Origin of the sequence: Kitasatospora sp. NPDC048296 (genome assembly GCF_043201815.1) — a bacterium.
Classification (GTDB): domain Bacteria; phylum Actinomycetota; class Actinomycetes; order Streptomycetales; family Streptomycetaceae; genus Kitasatospora.
In genome coordinates this window covers 1-22,760 of sequence record NZ_JBICZB010000102.1, presented here as the reverse complement: position 1 = coordinate 22,760, position 22,760 = coordinate 1, and the positions used below count along the sequence as shown (strand labels likewise).

General features: G+C 72.8%; 17 protein-coding genes and 2 pseudogenes. 9 read left to right on the top strand and 10 right to left on the bottom strand.

All coding sequences use genetic code 11. From position 1 onward, the window contains the following. Nucleotides 1-44: 44 nt before the first annotated feature. Nucleotides 45-767, bottom strand: a complete 723-nt coding sequence (locus ACGF12_RS35250) for an RNA-guided endonuclease InsQ/TnpB family protein (RefSeq protein WP_393039573.1) — start codon at nt 765-767, stop codon at nt 45-47. 82 nt (nt 768-849) lie between these two features. Here ACGF12_RS35250 and ACGF12_RS35245 point away from each other — a divergent pair. After that, a pseudogene (locus tag ACGF12_RS35245) lies at nt 850-1,249 on the top strand (pentachlorophenol monooxygenase); the annotation flags it as partial. Nucleotides 1,250-1,303: 54 nt separating this feature from the next. Here ACGF12_RS35245 and ACGF12_RS35240 read toward each other — a convergent pair. The 4 genes from ACGF12_RS35240 to ACGF12_RS35225 form a co-directional block, all read right to left on the bottom strand. After that, complete coding sequence (locus tag ACGF12_RS35240) at nt 1,304-2,743, bottom strand: SufS family cysteine desulfurase (RefSeq protein ID WP_393039570.1); 1,440 nt, start codon at nt 2,741-2,743, stop codon at nt 1,304-1,306. Continuing rightward, a complete protein-coding gene (locus ACGF12_RS35235; RefSeq protein WP_393039567.1) occupies nt 2,730-4,166 on the bottom strand; it encodes a family 2B encapsulin nanocompartment shell protein in 1,437 nt (478 codons plus the stop codon). The genes ACGF12_RS35240 and ACGF12_RS35235 overlap by 14 nt, the downstream gene beginning before the upstream one ends. Nucleotides 4,167-4,519: 353 nt before the next feature. Further along, entirely contained in the window at nt 4,520-5,818 is a 1,299-nt protein-coding gene (locus ACGF12_RS35230; protein WP_393039564.1) for an MFS transporter, read from the bottom strand. Then, nucleotides 5,815-7,050 carry an aminotransferase class V-fold PLP-dependent enzyme gene (locus tag ACGF12_RS35225; RefSeq protein ID WP_393039561.1) on the bottom strand — a complete coding sequence of 412 codons (1,236 nt, stop codon included), beginning with the start codon at nt 7,048-7,050 and terminating at the stop codon, nt 5,815-5,817. Before ACGF12_RS35225 ends, ACGF12_RS35230 begins: the two co-directional genes overlap by 4 nt. Here ACGF12_RS35225 and ACGF12_RS35220 point away from each other — a divergent pair. Then, nucleotides 7,049-8,464, top strand: a complete 1,416-nt coding sequence (locus tag ACGF12_RS35220; RefSeq protein WP_393039558.1) for a PLP-dependent aminotransferase family protein — start codon at nt 7,049-7,051, stop codon at nt 8,462-8,464. The two genes, ACGF12_RS35225 and ACGF12_RS35220, sit on opposite strands and share 2 nt — an antisense overlap. A gap of 12 nt (nt 8,465-8,476) precedes the next feature. On the opposite strand, the gene ACGF12_RS35215 is transcribed toward ACGF12_RS35220, so the two are convergent. Then, nucleotides 8,477-8,974, bottom strand: coding sequence for a signal peptide protein (locus ACGF12_RS35215; RefSeq protein ID WP_393039555.1), 498 nt, complete (start codon nt 8,972-8,974; stop codon nt 8,477-8,479). A 305-nt stretch (nt 8,975-9,279) separates the two neighbouring features. On the opposite strand from ACGF12_RS35215, the gene ACGF12_RS35210 reads away from it, so the two are divergent. Together ACGF12_RS35210 and ACGF12_RS35205 are read left to right on the top strand one after the other, a co-directional pair. Further along, the gene (locus ACGF12_RS35210; protein ID WP_393039576.1) at nt 9,280-10,698 is read left to right on the top strand and encodes an APC family permease; all 1,419 of its coding nucleotides are present in this window, start codon (nt 9,280-9,282) and stop codon (nt 10,696-10,698) included. Nucleotides 10,699-10,752: 54 nt separating this feature from the next. Continuing rightward, nucleotides 10,753-12,390 carry an amidohydrolase gene (locus ACGF12_RS35205; protein ID WP_393039553.1) on the top strand — a complete coding sequence of 546 codons (1,638 nt, stop codon included), beginning with the start codon at nt 10,753-10,755 and terminating at the stop codon, nt 12,388-12,390. Nucleotides 12,391-12,512: 122 nt separating this feature from the next. On the opposite strand, the gene ACGF12_RS35200 is transcribed toward ACGF12_RS35205, so the two are convergent. After that, on the bottom strand, nt 12,513-13,217 hold the full coding sequence (locus ACGF12_RS35200; RefSeq protein WP_393039550.1) for a TetR/AcrR family transcriptional regulator: 705 nt from the start codon (nt 13,215-13,217) through the stop codon (nt 12,513-12,515). Between the two features lie 476 nt (nt 13,218-13,693). On the opposite strand from ACGF12_RS35200, the gene ACGF12_RS35195 reads away from it, so the two are divergent. Further along, a complete protein-coding gene (locus ACGF12_RS35195) occupies nt 13,694-16,483 on the top strand; it encodes an SdrD B-like domain-containing protein (RefSeq protein WP_393039547.1) in 2,790 nt (929 codons plus the stop codon). A gap of 122 nt (nt 16,484-16,605) precedes the next feature. Further along, nucleotides 16,606-17,394 (top strand): hypothetical protein, encoded by a 789-nt coding sequence (locus ACGF12_RS35190; RefSeq protein ID WP_393039544.1) that lies wholly within the window; start codon nt 16,606-16,608, stop codon nt 17,392-17,394. A gap of 26 nt (nt 17,395-17,420) precedes the next feature. On the opposite strand, the gene ACGF12_RS35185 is transcribed toward ACGF12_RS35190, so the two are convergent. Then, nucleotides 17,421-17,903 (bottom strand): hypothetical protein, encoded by a 483-nt coding sequence (locus ACGF12_RS35185; protein WP_393039541.1) that lies wholly within the window; start codon nt 17,901-17,903, stop codon nt 17,421-17,423. A gap of 219 nt (nt 17,904-18,122) precedes the next feature. On the opposite strand from ACGF12_RS35185, the gene ACGF12_RS35180 reads away from it, so the two are divergent. Together ACGF12_RS35180 and ACGF12_RS35175 are read left to right on the top strand one after the other, a co-directional pair. Continuing rightward, nucleotides 18,123-19,280, top strand: a complete 1,158-nt coding sequence (locus ACGF12_RS35180) for a hypothetical protein (protein WP_393039538.1) — start codon at nt 18,123-18,125, stop codon at nt 19,278-19,280. A 101-nt stretch (nt 19,281-19,381) separates the two neighbouring features. After that, nucleotides 19,382-19,678, top strand: a complete 297-nt coding sequence (locus tag ACGF12_RS35175) for a DUF6296 family protein (protein WP_393039535.1) — start codon at nt 19,382-19,384, stop codon at nt 19,676-19,678. 13 nt (nt 19,679-19,691) lie between these two features. On the opposite strand, the gene ACGF12_RS35170 is transcribed toward ACGF12_RS35175, so the two are convergent. Together ACGF12_RS35170 and ACGF12_RS35165 are read right to left on the bottom strand one after the other, a co-directional pair. Next, the gene (locus ACGF12_RS35170; protein WP_393039532.1) at nt 19,692-20,684 is read right to left on the bottom strand and encodes a hypothetical protein; all 993 of its coding nucleotides are present in this window, start codon (nt 20,682-20,684) and stop codon (nt 19,692-19,694) included. Between the two features lie 235 nt (nt 20,685-20,919). Next, nucleotides 20,920-21,675, bottom strand: a complete 756-nt coding sequence (locus ACGF12_RS35165) for a dienelactone hydrolase family protein (RefSeq protein ID WP_393039529.1) — start codon at nt 21,673-21,675, stop codon at nt 20,920-20,922. A gap of 383 nt (nt 21,676-22,058) precedes the next feature. Between ACGF12_RS35165 and ACGF12_RS35160 the strand changes: the two are divergent. After that, a pseudogene (locus ACGF12_RS35160) lies at nt 22,059-22,667 on the top strand (IS701 family transposase); the annotation flags it as partial. Nucleotides 22,668-22,760: the final 93 nt, after the last annotated feature.

Below are 22,760 nucleotides of genomic sequence, written 5' to 3'. Positions count from 1 at the left end.
GTACCTCACCCCACTCGAAACCCGAGCCAGACTGCAGCGCGACTTCACCCCCGCAGCGTAAGCAACCGCTGTCCAAGATCAGGGGGGAACTTCAGGCAGCGGGCCATGCGCCGCTGGTACCGCTTGAGGCTGGCGAGCTTCTTCTCCAGGTGCCGGGGGTTGGGGGTCCGCCCCCCGTCGCTGGTCACCGCGAAGTCCTTGAGCCCGAGGTCCACGCCGATGGCGTGCACGACTGGCTCTAGGGTGGGGCCGGTGTCGGTGTCCACAGCGAAGGTCACGTACCAGCGGCCGTCCGGCTCACGGGAGACGATCACCATCGTCGGGTCCAACGTGGTCACGTCCACACCGTCGAACGACCACACGAACCGCAGCGGAACGCTGGTCTTGGCCAGCGTCAGCTCCCCGTTCCTCATGCGGAACGCGGAACGAGTGTAGTGCGCAGACTGCTGGGCGTCGCGGGACTTGAATCGCGGGTACCTGGCCCGCCCGGCGAAGAAGTTCGAGAACGCGGTGTGCTGGTGGCGCAGCGCCTGTTGCAACGGCACCGACGACACCTCGGACAGGAACGATAGGTCCTCCGTCTTCTTCCACGCCGTCAGCGCCGCGTCCGTTTGTTGGTACGAGGTGCGCTCGCCCCGCTCGTGGTAGGCCGCGTGGCGCTCTCCGAGGCTTTTGTTCCATACCAGGCGCACACATCCGAACGTGCGGCTCAGTATGGCCGCCTGCTCGGGGACCGGGTATGCCCGGCACTTGTACGCCGTCCTCACGATCCACACCTTACGCATGGAGCCGCCTTGAATCAGACAAATCACCAGATTCGATTCGGAGCTGTGCCTCAGAACTGTCCCCACTCGGGTCCACCGCGGCGAGGTCCGCCGAGGCCGGGCCACCCAGCAACTCGGCCTCGGCTACCGGGAGTCCTCGCTCGCCGTGGACACCCGCCCGGCCCTCGCCGAGGACGCGCTGCGGGCCGGCGGACGGCCGACGCGGCGGCACCCGGCTGTTCGACGCCTTCCGCGGGCCGCACTGGACGCTGCTGACGGTCGGCGCGGCGGTCGGCACCGAGGGCGAACTGCCCACCCTCGACGTCCCCGTGGTGTGCGTCCCGCCCTACGAGGCATACGGCACCGGCGTGTTCCTCATCCGCCCGGACGGCTACGTCGGCTGGGCGGGGGCGACCGCCGAGGGCCTGGCGGAGTACGCGGCCCGCTGCGGGGTCGCCGCCTCGGTCGCCGCGGTCGGTGAGTAGCCGCAGGGTGTGTCAGGGGTGGGCGCCGGACCCGGCGCCCACCCCCGAGGCGGGTTACGAGGCGGCGGCCTCCGCCTGGATGCCCTGGAGGGCGGTCACCAGGGCGTCGACGTCCTGCACGGTGTTGTACAGGGCCAGCGAGGCCCGGGCCGCACTCTGCAACCCGTAGGCGGCCAGGGCGGGTTGGGCGCAGTGGTGGCCGGCGCGGATCGCGATGCCCTGCTGGTCGAGCGCCCCGGCGAGGGCGATCGGGTCGGTCCCGGCGAGCAGGAAGGTCAGTACCCCGATCTTGCCCGGCGCGCTGCCGATCAGCCGGAGCCCGGGTACGGTCGCCAGCGCGGCGGTGGCGTACGCGGTGAGCTGCTCCTCGTGCGCGGTGGCGGCCTGCCGGTCCAGCCCGGACAGGTACCGCAGGGCCGCCCGCAGCCCGGCGACCCCGCCGATGTGGCCGGTGCCGGCCTCCAGGCGGTGCGGGACGGGGGCGTAGGTCGTCTCCGTGAAGCTCACCGAGTCGATCATGTTGCCGCCGCCCTGCCACGGGGGCATGGTTTCCAACAGCTCCCGTTTGCCGTACAGCGCGCCGATCCCGGTCGGGGCGAAGACCTTGTGCCCCGAGAAGGTGTAGAAGTCGGCGTCCAGGGCGGTGACGTCCACCGGGAAGTGGCTCACCGCCTGGGCTCCGTCGACGAGCACCTTGGCGCCGTACCGGTGGGCGAGCGCGGTCATCTCGGCCACCGGCGGGACCGTCCCCAGCACGTTGGAGGCGTGGGTGAGCGCCACCAGTTTGGTGCGGAAGCCGAGCAGGTCCCGGTAGGCGTCCTGGTCCAACTGTCCGTCGGGGAGCAGCGGGATGGGCACGACCCGGGCCCGGCGCTCCTTGGCGATCAGCTGCCAGGGCACCAGGTTGGAGTGGTGCTCGGCGGCGGAGACCAGGATCTCGTCGCCGACGCCCAGGTTGGCCCGGCCCCAGGTCTGCGCCACCAGGTTGACGGCCTCGGTGGTGCCCCGGACGAAGACGATCTCGTCCGGGTCCGGGGTGCCGAGCAGCTTGGCGGCCTCGGCGCGGCCCTCCTCGTAGATCTGGGTGGCCTGCTTGGCGAGGGTGTGGGCGCCCCGGTGGACGTTGGAGGTGCCGGTCGCGTAGTGCTCGCCGACGGCCTCGACCACCTGGCGGGGCTTGAGGGTGGTGGCGCCGTTGTCCAGCCAGACCAGCGGGCGGCCGTTGACCTCGCGGTGCAGCTGGGGGAAGTCGCGCCGGACGGCCTCGACGTCGAATCCGCCGGTGGGCGTGGTGGGTGCGGTGGGCGGCGACGACCGGTCCGCCCGGGTCGGCAGCCAGTACCGGGGGCCGCCGGCGGCGTGGGCGAGGGCCTCGGGGAGCGGGTTCGAGGGCGGAGCCGCCGGTGCGGTGGCCGTCGGGGCGGTGGCGGTGGAGAAGCCCCCCGGCGCCCCGTTGATCCCGGTGCCGCGCCCGAATCCGTCAGGAGTAGTCATGGTAGTTCGACACCTCGACGTTCTGGAGCACCGCGATGGCGTCGTCCACGAGCGCGGCGGTCGAGAAGTATCCGGTCACGAGGTAGGAGGTGATGGCCTGCCGGTCCACGCCCATCGGGCGCACCGCCAGGCCGGGCTCGACCTCGTCCGGGACCTTCGCCGGTCGCAGGCCCACCACGCCCTGGCGCTCCTCGCCGACGCGCATCAGCAGGATGTTGGTGGTGCCGGGCGCCGAGTTCGCCGAGCCCTTGAGGTCCAGCTTGTCGGACGGCAGCAGCGGCACGCCGCGCCAGGTCAGGAACGGGCTGCCGAACAGCTCGACGATCTGCGGCGGCACCCCGCGCCGGGTGCACTCGCGCCCGAACGCGGCGATCGCCCGCGGATGGGCCAGGAAGAACGCGGGCTGCTTCCAGACCCGGGCGAGCAGTTCGTCCAGGTCGTCGGGGGTGGGCGCACCCTTGCGGGTGCGCACGCGCTGGGTCGCGGCGACGTTGTTGAGCAGGCCGTACTCGGGGTGGTTGAGCATCTCCCACTCCTGGCGCTCGCGCAGCGCCTCGACGGTCAGGCGGAGTTGGGCCTGGACCTGGTCGATGTCGGAGTTGTAGATGTCCGCGACGCGGGTGTGCACCTTGAGGACGGTCTGCGCGATGCTCAGCTCGTACTCGCGCGGGCTCTCGTCGTAGTCGACGAAGGTCTCCGGCAGGTACGGCTCGCCGGAGTGGCCCGAGTGGAGGTCGATCGGGTGCTCGGGGTCGGTCGGGGCCTGGCCGGCCGTGAACTCGGTCAGCCGGGCGCGCAACGAGGGCTCCCGGTCGGCGAGTTCGACGAGTACGCGGCGGTCGAGCGAGAGCACGGTACAGGTGGTGACGGCCGTGACCCGGTACGTCGTCACGGTGCCGCCGACCCAGGCGGCGGCGTCGAAGAAGTCGCCCTCGCCGAGGACGGCCAGCAGGGCGTCCGAGCCGTACGCGCCGGTGGCGCGCTTCTCGGCGCGGCCGAAGGCGATGATGTGCAACTGGTCGGCCGGGGCGCCGGCGTCGACTATCGGCTCGCCGGGCGCGACCTCGCGCTCGACGAACCCGCTCGCCAGCGCGGCGAGCACCGGGCTGTCCACCTGGCTGAGGAAGGCCAGCTCGCGCAGGTCCTCGGCGATGACCCGGGTGGCGCCGGCGCCGTCGACGTACGTGCTGACCAGCCCGTCGCCGAGGATGAAGCCCCGGCGGCGGTTGACCCGGTAGACACCCGCCTCCAGGTCGACCCAGGGGAGCGCGCGCAGCAGGTACCGGGGGGTGATCCCGAGCATCTGCGGCACGGTCTTGGTGGTGGTGGCGAGGTTGCGGGCTGCGGAGGTACTGAGGCTCTGCTGGCTGGGCTGGCTCTGCGGAACGGCCTCGGTGGTCACGACTGGTCCTCTCTCCGGCATTTGAACAACCGACGTGTCGTCAGGTCGACCCGGTGATTGTTGCCTCTGGATTTGAGGGGTGTGACCACGTTTGAACTCGCCGGATAGCGGACAGTTGCTGCGCGAATGCGGGACGCGAGGCCGCCAAACTCACTCTAACGAGTGACTTTTCCTATAAGTGGCGGCGATGCTCTCCCAAGCGGAACTTGGAAGCACGGGGGTCGAGTTGGGGCGCGGCGTGCGCTTCCGGCGTGCGCTTCCGGCGTGCGCTTCCGGCGTGCGCTTCCGGCGTGCGCTTCCGGCGTGCGCTTCCGGCGTGCGCTTCCGGCGTGCGCCCCGACGGCCCGCCGCCGTCGGGGCGCTCATCGGAAGCGCTAGTCGGTCACCCGCGCCGGAGTGGTCGGCAACGCCCGGAGGCGGCTGACCGGGGAGAGCAGCAGCGCCAGGACGACGACGGCGGAGCCGGTCGCCGCCACGGTCAGCGCGCCCCGGGCGCCCAGTTGCCCGGTGAGCAGGCCGGCGGACAGGCCGCCCAGCGATCCGCCGCCGAAGAGCAGCATGCGGAACGCCGCGGTCATCCGCCCCATCATCGACTGCGGTGTCACGGCCTGGCGGAGACTGACGATGATCACTCCGGCCACGCCGAGGCCGAGGTAGGTGGTGAAGAAGGAGAGCACGAACATCCCGATCATCACCGGCCGCGGCCCGGTGGCGGCGGGGATCAGGCCCGGACCCAGCAGCAGCGCCGACTGGGCGACCAGGTAGATGCGGCCGAGTGGGAACCGCGCGATGACCTTCCGGGAGATCAGCGCGCCGATCAGTCCGCCGACGGAGGCGGTGGAGAAGACGGCGCCGATCGTCGCCGAGTCGAGGTGGAGGTCGGTGTGGGCGTAGAGCAGGAACATCGTCCACACGGTGATCATCGAGAAGTTGCAGCAGAAGCCGATCAGCGCGAGCGAGCGCAGCACCCCGTCCCGCATCACCCAGCCCATGCCGTCCTTGAGTTCGCGCCACAGGCGCCGTTCAGCGGCCGGTTCCGGGCGCGGCTCGGCCGTGCGGATCAGCAGCAGCGAGACCAGGGACGCCGCGTAGGAGCAGGCGTCGACCAGCAGCGCCACCGGCGCGCCGACCGCCGACACCAGGACGCCCGCCAGCCCGGGCCCGGCGACGTCGGCGGCGGAGGAGCTGGTGCCCATCCTGGCGCTGGCCTCCACGTAGTGCTCGGGACTGCGCACCAGCACCGGCACGTAGGACATCCAGCTCACGTCGAAGACCACCGAGGCGATGCCGACCGTGCAGGCGATCACCATCAGCACCGGCAGGTTGAGCGCGTGCCACCAGTACAGCAGCGGTACCAGGCCGAGCAGGACCAGCCGGACCAGGTTGGCGGCGAGCATGACCGGCCGTCGGCGGTGCCGGTCCGCCCAGACGCCGATCACCAGGGCGAGCCCGAGGTAGGGGACGAGCTGCAGGAAGCGCAGCAGTCCTACCTGTTCGTCGCTCGCGCCGAAGGCGCCGATCGCGGTGAGCGGGAGGGCGAGGTTGGTCACCTGGGTGCCGAGCAGCGAGACCGTCTCGCCCACCCAGAATCTGAGGAAGTCGCCGTTGCGCCAGAGGCTTTGGTGAGCCGTCGGCGCGTCGGCGGCGGTCGGCGCGGCTGAGGTCTGGGTCACCGTGCGCCCCTGGCGAGTTCGGCGACCGTGCCCGCCACCGCGTCGACCTCGTCCTCGGTGTTGTAGTAGTGCGGGGAGAGCCGCAGGCACCACTCCACCTCCTTGTCGGCGAAGTCGAACTGCGCGAACTCCCGGTAGCTGAGTGCCGAGTTGATGCCGCGCGCGTCCATCGCGGCCTTGAACGGCTCCGCCTCCCACCCGTCGATCGCGAAGGTGACCAGCGCGGCCGGCGCGGGCCCGCCGTCGAGCGTCCGGACGCCGGGGACGGCGGCCAGCCGTTCGCGCAGCCGCCCGGCCAGGGCCGGGGTGCGTCGCGCGACGGGCTCCGGACCGACCCGCAGCGCGTAGCGCACGGCGGCGGCGCAGCCGAGGACGGTGGCGTACGGGAACTCCCACTCCTCGAAGCGGGCCGCCGTGTCGACCGGGCGGTAGTAGCCGGGGGCGATCCAGCGCGCGCCGTGCATGTCGATGTACAGCGGCTCGCCGCCGGCCGCCAGCACTCGGTCGGAGACGTACAGGAAGCCCGAACCGCGCGGACCCCGCAGGAACTTGCGGCAGGTGGCGGTGAGCAGGTCGCAGCCGATCTCCTCGACGTCGACCGGGTACTGGCCGACCGACTGGCAGGCGTCGACGAGATACAGCAGGTCGAGTTCCCGGCAGTGCCGGCCGATCTCGGCGACCGGCTGGACCAGGCCGGAGTTGGTGGGCACGTGCGTCACGGCCACCAGGCGCGGGCGGTGGGCGCGCATCAGCGCGGCCATCGCGTCGACGTCGACGCCGCTGCCGTCCGGGTGGTCGGGGGCGTGCACGATCCGGACGCCGTTCCGCTTGCGCAGCGCCAGGAAGGCGATCTGATTGGAGATGAAGTCGTTGCGGGTGGTGAGGATGACGTCCCCGGGGCGGAAGTCGATCGCGGAGAGCGCCTTGGTGTAGGCGTGGGTCGCGCTCGCGGCGAAGGCGAGGTTCCCGGGGCGGGTGCCGAGGAGTTCGGCGAGCGCGGCGTAGAAGTCGGCGACCTCGGCGGTACGGGCGGCGGCCGCCTCGTAGCCGCCGATGCCCGCCTCCAGGTGCAGGTGGTCGACCATCGCCCGGAGGGCCGGACGGGCCATCAGCCCGCAGCCGGCGTTGTTGAAGTGGATCACCGCCTCGCAGCCGGGGGTGTCGGCCCGCAGGGCGGCGAGGTCCAGGAGCGGTTCCGTGCTGGAGCTGAAAGCGCTATTCTCATTCTTCATGTCTGACGGTAGCAGTATCGAGACCTTGGTGGCGATCCTCCGGACCGAGATCGCCCGACTCTCCCCGGGCGACCGCCTGCCCAGCAGCCGCGATCTGATCACGCGTCACGGAGTCGGGCCGGTCACCGTCTCCCGGGCCATCGCCCTCCTGGCCGCCGAGGGCGCCGTCGTCACCCGCCCGGGCAGCGGCACCTACGTCGCCGCCCGTCGGCCGGAGGCGGTCGGCGGCGAACCGGACACCTCCTGGCAGGCGGTCGCCCTGGCCGGGCGCCGCTTCGTGCCCGAGCAGCCCGACGAGCAGCCGGGCACGGTGCCGGCCGGCACGGTGTCGCTGTCCGGCGGCTATCCGCACGAGAGCCTCCAGCCCACCCGGCTGCTCAGCGGAGCCCTCGCCCGGGCCGCCCGCCGGCCCGACGCCTGGCACCGCGCCCCGGCCGCGGGCCTGACGACCCTGCGGACGATCTTCGCCCGGCAGGCCGGCGGTGACGTCGGCCCCGAGGACGTCCTGGTCACCGGTGGTGGGCAGGGGGCGCTGTCGATGCTGTTCCGCGCCATCGCGGCGCCCGGCAGCCCGGTCCTGGTCGAGTCGCCGACGTACTCCGGCGCGCTCGCCGCCGCGAGGTCCGCCGGACTGCAGCCGGTGCCCGTGCCGATGGACGACCAGGGGCTGCGCCCCGATCTGCTCGCCGACGCCTTCGCCATGACCGGCGCGCGCCTGCTCTACTGCCAGCCCACCTTCCACAACCCGACCGGAGCCGTGCTGTCCGGCGAACGGCGCCGCCAGGTCGTCGACGTGGCGCGCGCCGCCGGGGCGTTCCTGATCGAGGACGACTTCGCCCGCCACCTCGGCCACGGGCGGCCGGTGCCCCGTCCGCTGGTCGCCGACGACCGGGACGGCACCGTCATCCACCTCACCTCGCTGACCAAGCCCGCCTCGCCCAGCCTGCGGATCGGCGCGCTGATCGCCCGGGGGCCGGTGATGCGGCGGCTGCTCGGGATGCGGCGGGTCGACGACTTCTTCATCGCGCGCCCCCTGCAGGAGGCCGCGGTCGAACTGCTCAGCACGCCCGCCTGGGACCGCCACCTCCGTGGCCTGGCCGCCGCCCTGCACCAGCGCTGTGCCGTACTGGCCGACGCCCTGGCGCGTGAGGTGCCGGACTGGACGCTGCGGCGCGTACCGGAGGGCGGCCTGCACCTGTGGGTGCGGCTACCGCCCGGCCTCACCGAGGCGGCCGTCGCGGAGGCGGCACCGGCGCACGGGGTGTCGGTCAACCTCGGCCACCACCACTTCCCGGCCGAGCCGCCCGCCGGCCACCTGCGCCTGGGCTTCGCCGCTGCCGCCGAACCCGCCGAACTCGCCGAAGCCGCAACCCGCTTGGCCGCCATCGCGGCCGCGATGGCGGCCCGGGCCTGACCTGGCCGGGGCTCAGGCGTAGATCGCCACCCGGGGCTCGACGGAGCCCTGGGCGGGCCCCTTGAGGACCGTCACCCGGTAGTGCTCGGTGAGCGTGTGGTGGCCGTGCAGGACGATCTTCGCCGCGATGAGGTCGGTGTACAGGGTGCCGGTCTGGCTGCCGAGCGACACGGTGTGCCAGTGCCGGTCCGTCCCCAGCAGTTCGAGCTTGATCTGCGCCGGGTCGAGGAACGGGCCGTTGTCGGGTGACTCGATGAGGATCTGCGGGGCGACCGTCCGGTCCGTCGACGCGGGGTTGCGGTAGGTGATGGTGATCCCGTGCGGCGCGTTGTCGCCGGGGAGCGGGGTGTCGGGCAGGTCGACGAAGCTGACCGGGGCGGCGGTGGCGGCCGACGCGGGCGCAGGCGTGGAGGCCGCGTGCGAGGACGCCGCGAGCACGGCGGTCGGCAGGACGGCGAGGGCGGCGGCGGTCAGCACCAGAGCCCGACTGCGGATCGTCCTGGTCGGCATGGCGCCTCCTTCGGTCGTAGGACGGCGGCTGGGGGCCGGTTGCCCGGCGGACGGCGCCCGCAGTGCTACGGAAAGTCGCCGCCCGGGCGGTTCGTACCCCTCCACCCTGCACGCGCCCGGCGGATGCCGCATCCGCCCGGACCGGTGGAGCCCCTTATGACAACGCCATTGACGTGTGAGGGCGCCGCCGGTTTCATGGCTCGCACTTCCCCCACCCCCACCCCCACGACCAAGGCGGTGATCCGTTGGCATCCACGGTGAAGGACACGGGCAGCGGTCCGAGAACGGGCGCCGGCCACGGCGCCATGCACAAGTCCATCGGCCTGCTCGACGGCGCGGTGATCGCCGCCTCCAGCACGGCCGCCACCAGCAGCATCGGCATCGGCCTGGGCCTGATGGCCGGGGTGGTCGGCCTCCACCTGCCCGCGATCATGCTGCTGGCCTTCCTCCCGGTGCTCGCCATCGCCGGCGGCTACGGGCGGCTGAACGCCGTCGAGCCCGACGCCGGCAGCAGCTACCGCTGGGTGGGCCGAACCCTCAGCCCCTGGCTGGGCTTCCTCACCGGCTGGGTGAACACCGTCGGCACGGTGGCCTTCATGGCCTACACCACCACCGTCACCGGCTCGGCGATCATCCAACTCCTGGACGAAGCGCACCTGCGCAGCATCGCCGGCCTGCGCCTGGACGCCGACTCCACCGTCCAGTGCACCCTGCTCGGCCTCGTCGTCCTGATCGGCGCCGCACTCGTCGCGGTGCGCGGGCTCGACCTCGCCGCCCGGCTGCAGAAGGCGCTGCTGGTCTTCGAGTACCTGGTGCTGCTCGGCTTCTGCGGGTACGGGCTCTTCGCGGGCGACCAACCCTTCTCCCTCCAGTGGTACAACCCCTTCGACATCCCCTCCTTCGGCGCGCTGGCCCAGGGCATGGTGCTGGCGGTGTTCTGCTACTGGGGCTTCGAGTCGGTGTTCAGCGTCGGCGAGGAGGTGCGCGACCCGCGCGACGCCTCCCGGGGCGGCTTCCTCGCCCTGGTGGTGATGATGCTGCTCTTCCTGCTGGCCGGCACCGCCTTCCAACGGGTCCTCCCGCTCGACGAGTTGGCCGACAACGGCGCGCACGGACTGACCTACTTCGGCACCAGGCTCGCCCACCAACCCCTGGCCGCACTGCCGTTGATCGCGCTGACGTTCTCCGCCGTGGCCTCGCTGCAGTCCTCGGTGATCCCGACCGCGCGCGGGATGTACGCGATGGGCCGCGACGGCGTGCTCGGCCCGGTCTGGACCCGGCTGCACCGCAAGCACGCCACCCCCGCCGTCGGCACCCTGCTGATCACCGGCGTCGCCGTCCTGCTGGCCCTCGCCTCGATCGCCATCCCCACCGTCAACGACCTGATCTCGGCCGCCGTCAACGCGATCGGCATCATCGTCGCGCTCTACTACGCGCTCACCGCCGTCGCGGCCGCCGTCCGCTTCCGCCACCTGCTGCGCACCGACCCGGTGCAGGGGCTGCGCGCCGTGGTCGGCCCGCTGCTCGGCGCCGCCGCGCTGCTCGCCGTCGGCGGTTACCTCGCCTGGACCTTCTACGACTCGGCCGACCACTTCGAACTCTCCGCCGACAACGGCTGGTTCGAGCTGACCGTGGTGGTACTGATGGTCGTCACCGGACTCCCGTCGGCGGCCTGGGCCCGCTGGCGGCGCCGCTCACCGTACTTCCTCCACCCCGCCGACTGAGCGACCCCCGCACGACCGACGCGCAACGCGCAACCCGAGAACGGAGCACCACCCATGACCCAGGCCGATCTGGTCCTCACCCGCGGCCCCGTCCACACCGGCGACGCCGCCCGCACCCGGGCGACCAGCCTGGCCGTGACCGGCGAGCGGATCACCGCCGTCGGGCACGACGAGGTCCGCGAGCTGATCGGGCCGAAGACCGAGGTCGTGGACCTCACCGGCAAGCTGCTGCTGCCGGGCTTTCAGGACGCCCACATCCACGCGGTGTACGGCGGAACCGAGTTGGCCGCCTGCGACCTCACCGGCACCGTCGGCGTGGCCGAGTACCTGGAGCGGATCCGCGCCTACGCCGAGGCCAACCCCGGGCAGGCGTGGATCACCGGCAGCGGCTGGTCGCTGGAGAGCTTCGACGGTGGGCTGCCGACCCGGCAGCTGCTCGACTCCGTCGTCCCGGACCGCCCGGTCTACCTCACCAACCGCGACCACCACGGCGCCTGGGCCAACACCCGGGCCCTGGAACTGGCCGGCCTCACCCGCGACACCCCCGACCCGGCCGACGGCCGGATCGAGCGCGAGGGCGACGGCACGCCCAGCGGCACGCTCCAGGAGGGCGCCACCGCCCTGGTCGCCCGGCTGGTGCCGGCCACCACCACCGCCGAGCGGGTGGACGGCCTGCTGCGGGCGCAGCGCCTGCTGCACTCGCTCGGCATCACCGGCTGGCAGGACGCCCTGCTCGGCGAGTTCAACGGCCAGCCGGACCCCTCCGACGCCTACCTGGCCGCCGCCCGCTCCGGCGCCCTGACCGCCCGGGTGACCGGCGCGCTCTGGTGGGACCGCGACCGGGGCGCCGAACAGATCCCCGAACTGATCGCGCGCCGGGACGAGTTGAGCCACGGCCGGTTCCGGGCCGGATCGGTCAAGATCATGCAGGACGGCATCGCGGAGAACTTCACCGCCGCGATGACCAGCCCCTACCTGGACGGCTGCGGCTGCGCCACCGCCAACTCGGGCCTCAGCTTCGTCGATCCGGCCGCACTTCGCGGGTACGTCACCGAACTGGATGCGCTCGGCTTCCAGGTGCACTTCCACGCCCTCGGCGACCGCGCGGTCCGCGAGGCCCTGGACGCCGTCGAGGCCGCCCGCACCGCCAACGGGTGGCGCGACACCCGCCACCACCTCGCCCACCTCCAGGTGGTCCACCCGGACGACGTCCCCCGCTTCGCCCGGCTCGGCGCGATCGCCAACATCCAGCCGCTGTGGGCCGCCCACGAACCGCAGATGGACGAGCTGACCATCCCCTTCCTCGGCCCCGAACGCGCCGCCTGGCAGTACCCGTTCGGTGCGCTCCAGCGCGCGGGCGCCTCCCTGGCGGCGGGCAGCGACTGGCCGGTGAGCAGCCCGGATCCGCTGGCCGGCCTGCACGTGGCGGTCAACCGGATGGAGCCGGAGGCCGTCGACGGCCGGGTCTTCCTGCCCGAGCAGCGCCTGGACCTCGGCGCCGCCATCGCCGCCTACACGGCCGGCTCCGCCCATCTGAACGGCCACGACGACGCGGGCACGTTGGCCGTCGGGCAGCTCGCCGACCTGGTCGTCCTGGACCGGGACATCTTGACCGGACCCGCCGAGGAGATCGCGGCGGCCCGGGTGCTGCGGACGTACGTGGGCGGCGAGTTGGTCCACGCCGCCGACTGACCGCACCCGCCCCGCCGCACCGTTCGCCGTCGCCGGACCCATCGGGCCCGGCGACGGTCGGCGTTCGGAGCCGTTCCCTCGCCGAGCCGGCCCCGCGCCCGGCCCCGCGCCCGGCCCCTCGCTCAGCCCGTCGCCGCCAGCCGGGCCGCGGCCGCGTCCAGGAGCAGGTCGAGGGCGTACGGGTAGCCGCTGCGCCGCATGTCGCCGGCGAGCAGGTGGGCGGTGGCCGCGATGTGCGGGTGGGTGGTGGCGTCGAGGCGGGCGTAGGACGCCTGCCAGACCTCCAGGTCCGCCCGGGCCGCCGGCGCGGGCAGGGCGAGGGCGGCGGCGTCCAGCGCGGCGAACCCCAGGCTCTGGTCCACGAAGGCGTGGTAGATCCGCACCGCCTCCGGGTCCGGGAAGCCCGCCCTGCGCAGGACCCCGAGGATCGCCTCGACGGCGGCGGTCTCGTGGGTGCGGCCGGTGGTGCGGTGGGCGGCCAGTACGGCGGCCTGCGGGTGGGCCTGGTAGGCGGAGTGGATCCGCAGGCCGATGGCCCTCAGGTCGGCCCGCCAGTCGCCGGTCGGCTGCCAGCCCGCCTGGGCGCGCCCGATCAGCTCGTCCGCGACGGCCAGCAGCAGGTCGTCGGTGCTGTGGAAGTAGCGGTAGACCGCGCTGGGGTCGGCGCCGAGGGCGGTGCCGAGCCGTCGGACGGTGAGGGCGTCGGCCCCGTGCTGTCCGATCAGCCGCAGCGCGGTGTCGACGATCAGCTCCCGGGAGAGCACCACGCCCTGCTTGGTGGGCCGGCGGCGTCGGCGTTCGGGTTCGGGGACCACACGTTCGCTCATACGCGACAGGTTATGTCAACAGCGTTGATGTAGACCAGGGGTCGGTCCGATCCCGGACCGGAACGCGGCCCGGTCCGGTGGTCGGGCCTCGGCGGAAGGTTGCTCCTGGGGCTGGTGGGGCGGAATGAATCGTGTGCAGTTCTGTGCGAGCCGTGTCGAAATCCCGAGGCATCCGTAGAGCTGTTCGAGGAGTCGGTCACTCTGCGCGGTCGAACGGCTTTGTCGACATGGCGCTCGTTCTGCGCCGATCGGCCGCCCGGAGCCGGATCCATGCTGGTCGGACCGGTCGCGCCGGGGGCGGATGTCGAGCGACGGCTTGGATGGATACGCCTGACGGTTCGTCAAAGTTCCACGTTTCGCCACCCGGTTGGGTGAAGCCCCTTTAAGCTCACGTTAATCATGGCGGTTTCAGGCCACGCTGTGGACTCCCTCATGAAGTCGGGCCCGCAAGGCCCTTCTCGACGATGAGAGCAGGGATGAAAACAACGAACGAACAGACGAACGGCGTCGCCCGCGGCGCGGACCGGCGACGGTCCGGCAGGCCCGGCCGCCGCGCCGTGGGCCGCCTCGCGGCGCTCGCCATCGTGGTCGGCGGCAGCTCGCTGGCCGCCGTCCCGGCGGCGGTCTCGCAGACCGGGGACGGCACGGTGACGGTCCGGGTGATCCGGGCCGTCGACACCAGCGGGGTGTGGTCGGGGTCCGCGCTGGAGCCGGGGATGGCGGGCGTGAAGGTCACGCTCACCGATGACTCCGGTGTCGGGATCGACGGCATCACGGCGGCGGACGGCACGGTGACGCTGGCCCCGGCGTCGACCAAGGTGACCGGCGGCAAGTACCGGGTGCAGGTGGTGAACCCGAAGCCGGGCGTGCTCTTCCCGGCCTTCGCCTCGCGGCAGGGGCTGGACGGCGCGCCCAACCAGCTCAGCAGCAACGAGGAGTTCGTCGACCTCTCCGGAGGCAAGAACGTCTCCTTCACCACCGGGCTCTGGTACCCGGGGGACTACTGCCAGAAGAACGCCACCCTGGTGACCACCTGTCAGACCCCCACCTACCAGGGCGGGACCCAGCGCACGCTGGTCTCCTTCCCGTACAGCGCGCGCGGCCAGGACGGCGTCACCGCCAACGCCACCAACATCGCCACCGACGCCGAGACCGGCACGCTGTACGGCATCGCCTGGAACAAGGCCGACAAGCGGGTCTTCTCGGCGGCGACGGCCAAGCGGACCACCGACTACGGTCCCGGCGGCTCCGGCGGGATCTACGTCACCGACCTGGCGCAGAAGAAGACGACGGTCTTCACCACCGTCCCGAACGCCGGAGGCACGGCGCACGGGCCGGGGACGGACGACGCCTTCCTCGACGTGCCCGGCAAGGAGAGCCTGGGCGGCATCAAGATCACCGACGACGGCAAGGACCTCTTCGTCGTCAACCTGAACGACCGTCAGCTGTACCGCTACGACGCCACGGCGGCGACGGCGTCGGCGCCGAAGGCCGTCTACGCGATCCCGGACCCGGGCTGCCCGTCGGCCGGGGACTGGCGGCCGTTCGGCCTCGGTCTGCAGGACGGCACCGGGTACCTCGGTGGGGTGTGCTCCGGCCAGTCCACGGGCAAGCTCGCGGACGTGCACGCCGTGGTCCTGCCGTTCGACCTCGGTACCGGGGCGTTCGGCAAGGCGGTGCTGAACCAGCCGCTGGACTACCCGCGCCAGTCCACCGTCGGTGGCGGCCCGTGCGACGGCGCGGGCTGGTTCCCGTGGACCAGCACCTTCCCGGGCTCGCAGAACGGCAAGGTGTGTGGCAACACCACCATCGCCTTCCCCGAACCGGAGTTGGGCGAGATCCAGTTCGAGACCGACGGTTCGATGCTGCTGGCCTTCCGCGACCGCTTCGCCGACCGCGGGCCGGGCGCCCCGGCGCCGAACTCGGCCACCGTCATGTCCGGCGGCGACCTGAACAAGGCCTGCCTGTCGAACGGCATGTACGTGATGGACACCAACCTCGGCTGCGGGAAGACCGTCCGGGGCGCCCGGTTCTTCGCCACCGGCTGGGACGAGGTGGGTCACCACAACACGGTGTTCGCCGGCATGGCGCTCTCCAAGGTCGAGAGCACCATCGCGGCCTCCGCCTTCGACCCGGACCACACCCCGGTCGGGTACGGCACGTCGTTCATGGAGCGTGCGGACGGCGCGCACGACCCGAAGTTCGGCCTGCGGCTGACCCCGGCGACGACCAACTCCCCCTTCGGCAAGGGCGCCGCGATGGGTGACCTCGAAGTGCTCTGCGACCAGGCACCGCTGCAGATCGGCAACCGGGTCTGGTACGACCCCGAGCGCAAGGGCATCCAGAACCCGGGCCAGCTCCCGGTGAAGGGCGCCACCGTCAACCTCTACGACGAGTCGGGCAAGGTGGTCGGCACCACCAGGACGACGGCGCGCGGCGAGTACTACTTCGACGACAGCAACGTCACCGGAGGCCTCAAGCCGCACACCAAGTACACCATCCGCATCGACAACCCGGCCGACTACGCCAAGGGCGGCCCCCTGTACCAGTGGGTGCCCACCGACCACGACGTCGGCGACAACCACTTCATCGACTCCAAGGGCATCGTCCCCGACAACGCCAAGTTCCCCGAACGGGCGCTGACCACCGGCGGACCGGGCGAGAACAACCACACCTACGACTTCGGCTACCGCCAGCAGGAGGGCGCGCTGAAGCTGGTCAAGCACGACCAGGACGGCAAGCCGCTGGCCGGGGCCAAGTTCCAGCTGTGGCACGAGACCAACGGCACCGACGGCCTGCAGACCACGGGCACCAAGCCGGACACGCCCGTCGGTGACCCCTGCACGACCGGCGCCGACGGCATCTGCCAGGGCAGCGGCACGGTCGGGACGTACTACTGGCAGGAACTGAGCCCGCCGGACGGCTACTCGGCCCCGGACACCACGGTCTTCGGACCGCTGGTGCTCACCGCCGACAACCTCGACGCGGGCGTCTCGGTGACGGCCGTCAACAAGCTGATCCCCACCCCGACACCCACTCCGACACCCACTCCGACCCCGACCGGGTCGCCGACGCCCACCCCGGCGCCGACGACCCCGACCACCCCCGGCACCCCGGCCCCGCCGGCCCCGGCACCGGGCGGGCAACTGCCCCACACCGGCGCGAGTGATGCGACGCCGCTGCTGGTGACCGGCGCCGTGGCGCTCGTCGTCCTCGGTGCGGCACTGTTCGTGCTGGCGCGCCGACGCAGGGCCCAGCACCGATAGTCATCCCGTCATGACGGGGTGACAGCCCGGCTCGGGCGGGTTCGCGGACCATGGGTCCGGGGCCCGCCCGAGTCCTGTGACGGCACTGACCTGGGACAGAACAGATGGGAGAAGGCAACCGCATGGCCCGCAAGACGAGGACCGCCGCCCGTCCGCCCCGCCGGAGGGCCCGCTGGCTGGGGGCACTGATCGCGATCGCGGTCTGCGGCGCCGTGGCGGGCGGTGTCGTCGCCTACGAGACCGTCTCCGACGAGGCCGCGGAGCGGCCGGTCACCACGGACGAGGCGTCCCGGCTGGCGCTGTCCCGGCTGAACCTGTACCAGGCCAGCCCGGTGGGGGTGGTGCTCACCGCGTCCGAGGGCGGGGGAGTGCAGGTCCGGGTCGAGGGGGTGGTCGACTACCGCACCCACCGGGGTGCCGGGCGCTACCGGACCACCGGCGCGAGCGGGCCGCTCGACCACGGCCTGGTCGTCTGGGACACCGGCGGCCTCGGCCTGGCCCCCGAGCCGGAGGGCGACCCGGCCCCGCCCTGGCAGCAGGCCGAACGCATCCCCCGGGCCGGCTGGTCCCCGCGCTCGTACACCGCGGACCCGTTGGACGCCGGCCTCCAACTGCTCATCCAGGTCGGCGCCGACCGGCCGGACAATCCCCTGCTGCTCGCCCAGTCCGGCGCCCGCTGGCTGGGCCGCGACCGGATCGGCGACCGCGGCTACGACCGCTTCGCGGGCCCCCGCGCCCAGGGCTCCGCCCCGGACGGCGCGCGCTCGCCGCTGACGTACTGGGTGGACGGCGACGGCACGCTGGGCCGGGTGACCATGCAGATCGCGGGCCTGGGCACCCCGACCACCGTGGACTTCGCCGGGCGCAACGCCGACGCCAAGCTCCCCGAGGCACCCTGGCTCGCCGGCTGAGGTCAACCGTCGAGTGCCGTCGTGGGTTACGGTCGGCTCCGGTCCACCGGGGCCACGTCCGAGGTGAGCGGGTGGCCGTCGGCCGGCGGGCAGTCGGTGAGGAAGCAGTCGTCGGGGGCCAGCGTGGCCTGGGCGGCGGAGTGGTAGCCGTTGCCGAACACCACGGCCAGGTGGCCGTCGGGTTCGAGGCCCGCCGGGACGCCGACCTCGGCGACGCCGTCGCCGCCGGTGACGGTGGAGCCCAGGAAGCGGCCCGCCGCCGAATAGAACCTGACGGTCATCCCGGCCAGCGGCTCCCCGGTCCGGGCATGGACGGCGACCGCGCTCAGGCGCGTGGGCCGCGACCGGCTGATGCCCAGGGCGACGGGCACCACATCGGGCCGGTCCACCCGCTCGGGCACCGGCGGCGCCGCGACGGCGGACGCCACCGCGCGGGCCCCGGCCGCCAGGCCCAGCGCGGCGAGGACGACGGCGACGGCCGTGCGGGTGCGGCGTCGGGACAACCTCATGGCGGAACGGCCGGGAAGCCCCATCTGCCCTCCAGCGAATCGAAGCGGTGCACGGTCGGGCACCATACGTACCAGAATGCACACAAACCGTAGCCGGATTGCCGCGGGCCGGGCGCGCCGCAGCCCCCGTACGGATGACGGAGCCGCTCCACCCGGCCGGGTGTCCACCGGCCGCAGCCGGGTAGGCGTCCAGTAGCCCACCGATTTCGGGAGGCCGCCATGGACCTCGCGTTCCTCACCCCGCTGCTCGACCGGCCCGGGCCCTGGGCCTCCGTCTACCTCGACACCTCCCGTGCCACCGAGGACGCCGCCCAGCGCCGGGCGCTTCTCGACCGCGCGGCCGTCCACCGGCTGGCCGGGCAGGGCGCCGACGAGCGCACCTGCGCCGCCGTCCGGGAGTGGCTGGCCGCCGAGCCGGCCGAAGGCTCCCCGCCGGGGCGGGCGCTGTTCGCCGCCGACGGCGCGGTCGCGGTCGACGCCCCGCTCGCCGACTCGCCGCCCGACGTCGCCACCGACTGGGCGCCGCTGCCGCACACCGCCCCGCTGCTCGATCTGCTGGACGACGCCGTCCCACGCTGCCTGGTGGTGGCCGTCGACCGCACCGGCGCCGAACTGGAGCGCCGTGAGCTCGGCGGCGCCGCGCGGCTGGGCACCGTCGAGGGGCAGCAGTGGCAGGACCGCGGCCACCGCGCCCCGCCCGCCGACCGGTACGAATGGCGCTACCGGCACCGGGTCGAGGACGCCTGGGACCGCACCGCCGGGATCATCGCCGACCACCTGGCCCGGATCTGGCCGGGCAGCGGCGCCGACCTGCTCGTCCTCACCGGCGACGTCCGCGAGCGCCGGGCCGTCCGCGAGCTGCTGCCCCGGCAGCTGCGGCCGGACACCGTCGAGGTGGACGGCGGCGGCCGGGCCGACGGCACCGCCCGGGAGGCCTTCGACCAGCGGATCACCGTCGCCTGGAACGGCCATCGGACCCGCCACCTGGACACCGTGCTGGACGCCTTCCGTACCGGCATCGGCCGCCCGGGCGAGCACGGCACCGACGCCGCCGGCACCGAGACCGCACCCGGCGCCGCCGCTCAGGGCGTGCCCGCCGTGGTGACCGCCGCCCGGCAGCACCAGCTCGCCGCGCTGCTGTTCCAGCCGGGCGGCCACGACCCGGAGCGCCCGGTGTGGACCGGCCCGCAGCCCGAGCACATCGGCGTCCAGCGGGCCGACCTGCGGGCCATGGGCGTCGCCGAGCCGCAGCAGGCCCCGGCCGCCGACGCGCTGTTGCGCTGTGCGACGGCCGTCGGGGCCGAGGCGCTGCTGGTGCCGGAGGCCGTCCCGGGCCCGCCCGGTGGCCTCGGCGCCGTCCTGCGCTGGTCCGCCTGAGCCCGGGCACGACGCCGGGACGGTCACGGTTCGTGTACAACGGCCCCGGCGTGGAGGAGAATCGACTACGCGAGCGGGGGAGCCACTGGAGGAGGCCGACGATGAAACGCCTCGAGCGCCGCTATGCGGTGACCCTGCCCGGACCGATCGGCGGGCACGCCCCACCGGCCGTCGTGGTGGTGCATGCCACCGAGGCCGTGGGCCCCGGCGGATCCCTGGTCTGGGAGAGCGCGGACGGCGACCTCCGGGTGGAGATCACCGGCGAGGTGGCCACCGTCCTGGCCGCCCCCGCCGGGACGCAGCGGCACCCCTGCCTGCACGCCGTGTCACTGCCGCCGCGCGCCCCGGACGTCCGGCGCGCCCCGGCCGACCGGCCCGTGGCGCACTCCGGCGGCTGACCGTCCGGACGGATCAGCCCCCGCCGCCCTGCCCGTCGCCACCCCCGTCGCCGTCCACCGGGGCGGAGCCGTCCAGCAGGGCGGACCGGAGGAACACCCGGTAGCCGCGGTTCGGGTCGTACCCGTGGATCTCCTTGGTGTCCAGGGCGTCCATGAAGTCCAGGATGTCCTTGCTGAACTCCTGCCCCGGCACCAGGATCGGGGAGCCGGGCGGGTACGGGGTGACGAAGATCGCCGACACCACCGGCCGGCCCGCGGTGACCCGCCGCCTCGCCTCCTCGGGCAGCACAAACTCGCACAGCTCCTCCCGGTACGCCATGTGGTACGCCTCGCGCATGTTCCCGTCGGCCGCCGCACCGGCGGGATCGGCGCGGAAGGTGGCGTGGAACCGGGAGAAGTCCGGCAGCGGCGGGTGGTCGTGGGCGAGGGAGTGGACCTTGAGGTCGAAGGCGCGCCGCTGCTCGGGCGCCAGCTGCCCGAGCCCGGCCTCCAGCTCCTCGGCGATCCCGATCAGCGCCCGCAGCAGGTGGGCGAGGGCGCTGCGGGTCGTCCCGATGTTGGTCATCGCCAGCACGGTGTTGCGGGTGGTCCTGTTGACCTGGATGCCCCAGCGGTCCATCAGCTGCGCGTGCTTGAAGGTGTCGCCGTCGATGCCCGTCGCGGAGATCTCGACGGTCAGCCGACAGGGGTCGAGGACGAACTCGTCGGCCCGCCAGGCGTCGTCCATCGCCACCGGACCGGTGCGGAGCGGATCCTCGCGGCCAGGTGGCTTCGCGCCCCGGCGGGCGGGCCCGGTCGGCGCGGGCTCGCGGTTGAGCATCCATCCCCATGTCGTCAGCGAGATCCGGTAGATCCGCGCGGAGGACTTCGCGATGCCCGCACCTGTCAAATACCGGTCGACCGCCGTGATGTACATCGCCGGCGGGGCAGACATCGGCACGACCCGGGCGCGCGGCAACCGCAACGCGCCCCCACCCTTGAGTTCGGTCGCCGGTTCGATCGTCATGCCCGCCCCGCCCATCCGGCACTGCCGCAGTAAATGCGTACACCTCGCCCCGGCGGCCGGAATGCCCCGCCGCAGGTCGCAATGATCACGCTAGGGGCTCTGTCGCAGTAAATCCGGCATTTACTGCGGCAGTTGTGCATACGTCTCCGCAATCGAGCATCTGCCCGAATATGGTTCTGCTGTGCGGACTTGAGGAGAGGGGACTGTCAGTGCCCGACGCCGACCAGGCCTGGTGTCAGCATGTTTGCCTGGGTCGTGCACCCAGGTCCTCCGTCACGGGCAGGCACTCGGCGAGCAGGTCGACGACGTCGCGCCAGGCTCGCTGCGCGTGCCGTGGGTGGTAGCCGACGCCGGGGACCACGGGGTGGCTGACCGGCGGGTGGTGGAAGGCGTGCAAGGCGCCGCCGTAGACCACGAGGCGCCAGTCGACGCCCGCGGCCTGCATCTCAGCGGTGAACGCGCCCCGTTGCGCGGGCGGCATGATCGGGTCTTCCGACCCGACCCCGGCCCACACCGGGCAGCGAATGCGCGCCGCCTCGCCCGGTCGGCCCGTGGTCAGCGCGTTGACTGTCCCGATCGCGCGCAGGTTGACGCCGTCGCGCCCGAGTTCCAGCCCGACGGCGCCCCCGGTGCCGTAGCCGACGGCGGCTATCCGGTCGGGGTCGGTCCGCGGTTCGGCGCGCAACACGTCGAGCGCCGCATGACCGATGCCCCTCATCCGGTCGGGATCAGCGAGCAGCGGCATGCAACGGGCCAGCATCTCCTCGGGGTCACCCAAATAGCGCCCGCCGTGAAGGTCGAAGGCCAGCGCTACGTATCCCAGCTCGGCGAGAGCATCGGCCCGGCGGCGCTCGACGTCGCTGAGCCCCATGCCCTCTGGCCCGAGCAGCACCGCGGGCCGGCGGTCGACACCGGCCGGGAGCGCGAGGTGCCCGATCATCGTCAGACCGTCGGCCGGGTACTCGACCGTGCGCGTTGTAATCGTCGTCATGAGTCTGGACTGTAGTGATCGTCGAGCCCGGTCCGGCCGGTGTTCTGCCGCTGGCAGAACAGCCCGGGTATCCCAAATACGGCGAGGGCTCACAAGAACCGTCACAAACCCCGTCCCCACGGCAGCGCTATCGGATCACCTGCCCAGGCCACGGTGTTGGAGGACGACCCTCGCAGCAGGATTCTGAGGTAGACCGGCCCGCTCTCGTGAAGGGCGCCACCAGCTAGTACTCCAGCAGGACTTCGACGTTTTGCCTGTTCAGAGGCTGCGCGGGGTGAGTGTAGTGGGCTGGTGCCCGGTCAGGGGCGGTCTTCGTGGGACCGCCCCTCGATCGTGTGCAGGCGGCGTTGGTAGTGGCAGCGGCGGGGCAGCCTCACGTCGTGATCAATGAGCCCGCAGCCGCGACCCGGGATGACGAACTCGAAGACCTCTTCCTCCGTGTCGGCCATCGTTTCAGCCGCGTGGAGCCACGCCGCCGGATGCGCGAATACGTCCGCGGCCTGCTCGGCCCGGTCGGCCGCAAGAACGGCTGGCAGCTGGCCGAATACGCAGGCCACGCCACCCCCGACGGACTCCAGCACCTGCTCGCCGGCTCCCGCTGGGACGCGGACCAGATCCGCGACGAGCTCCAGCACTACGTCGCCGAACGCCTCGGCGAGGACGACGGAGTCCTGATCATCGACGACACCGGCTTCGTCAAGAAGGGCAGCACCTCCGCGGGCGTGCAACGCCAGTACTCCGGCACCGCCGGCCGCACCGAGAATTGCCAGATCGGGGTCTTCGCCGCCTACGCGACCGGCCGCGGCCGTGCGCTGGTGGACCGCGAGCTCTACCTGCCCAAGTCCTGGACCGAGGACCGGGACCGCTGCCGCGCCGCGAAGATCCCCGACGATCGGGACTTCCACACCAAGGGCGACCTCGCCAAGGCCCTGGTCCTGCGCGCCCTTGCCTCCGACCTGCCCATCGCCTGGGTCACCGCGGACTCGGCCTATGAGGTTCCCCCGGGATGCGGAGGATGGTGACAGCGGTTCAGATGGGTCTCATGAGAGGACCCGAGGCCATGGCCGCCCCGAAGAAGTACCCGC

Bases quoted from the DNA above. Each gene is read 5' to 3' on its own strand.
- ACGF12_RS35240 (WP_393039570.1), bottom strand. From the start codon at position 2,743: ATGACTACTCCTGACGGATTCGGGCGCGGCACCGGGATCAACGGGGCG.
- ACGF12_RS35235 (WP_393039567.1), bottom strand. From the start codon at position 4,166: ATGCCGGAGAGAGGACCAGTCGTGACCACCGAGGCCGTTCCGCAGAGC.
- ACGF12_RS35220 (WP_393039558.1), top strand. From the start codon at position 7,049: ATGTCTGACGGTAGCAGTATCGAGACCTTGGTGGCGATCCTCCGGACC.
- ACGF12_RS35225 (WP_393039561.1), bottom strand. From the start codon at position 7,050: ATGAAGAATGAGAATAGCGCTTTCAGCTCCAGCACGGAACCGCTCCTG.
- ACGF12_RS35215 (WP_393039555.1), bottom strand. From the start codon at position 8,974: ATGCCGACCAGGACGATCCGCAGTCGGGCTCTGGTGCTGACCGCCGCC.
- ACGF12_RS35210 (WP_393039576.1), top strand. From the start codon at position 9,280: ATGCACAAGTCCATCGGCCTGCTCGACGGCGCGGTGATCGCCGCCTCC.
- ACGF12_RS35205 (WP_393039553.1), top strand. From the start codon at position 10,753: ATGACCCAGGCCGATCTGGTCCTCACCCGCGGCCCCGTCCACACCGGC.
- ACGF12_RS35200 (WP_393039550.1), bottom strand. From the start codon at position 13,217: ATGAGCGAACGTGTGGTCCCCGAACCCGAACGCCGACGCCGCCGGCCC.
- ACGF12_RS35195 (WP_393039547.1), top strand. From the start codon at position 13,694: ATGAAAACAACGAACGAACAGACGAACGGCGTCGCCCGCGGCGCGGAC.
- ACGF12_RS35190 (WP_393039544.1), top strand. From the start codon at position 16,606: ATGGCCCGCAAGACGAGGACCGCCGCCCGTCCGCCCCGCCGGAGGGCC.
- ACGF12_RS35185 (WP_393039541.1), bottom strand. From the start codon at position 17,903: ATGAGGTTGTCCCGACGCCGCACCCGCACGGCCGTCGCCGTCGTCCTC.
- ACGF12_RS35180 (WP_393039538.1), top strand. From the start codon at position 18,123: ATGGACCTCGCGTTCCTCACCCCGCTGCTCGACCGGCCCGGGCCCTGG.
- ACGF12_RS35175 (WP_393039535.1), top strand. From the start codon at position 19,382: ATGAAACGCCTCGAGCGCCGCTATGCGGTGACCCTGCCCGGACCGATC.
- ACGF12_RS35170 (WP_393039532.1), bottom strand. From the start codon at position 20,684: ATGACGATCGAACCGGCGACCGAACTCAAGGGTGGGGGCGCGTTGCGG.
- ACGF12_RS35165 (WP_393039529.1), bottom strand. From the start codon at position 21,675: ATGACGACGATTACAACGCGCACGGTCGAGTACCCGGCCGACGGTCTG.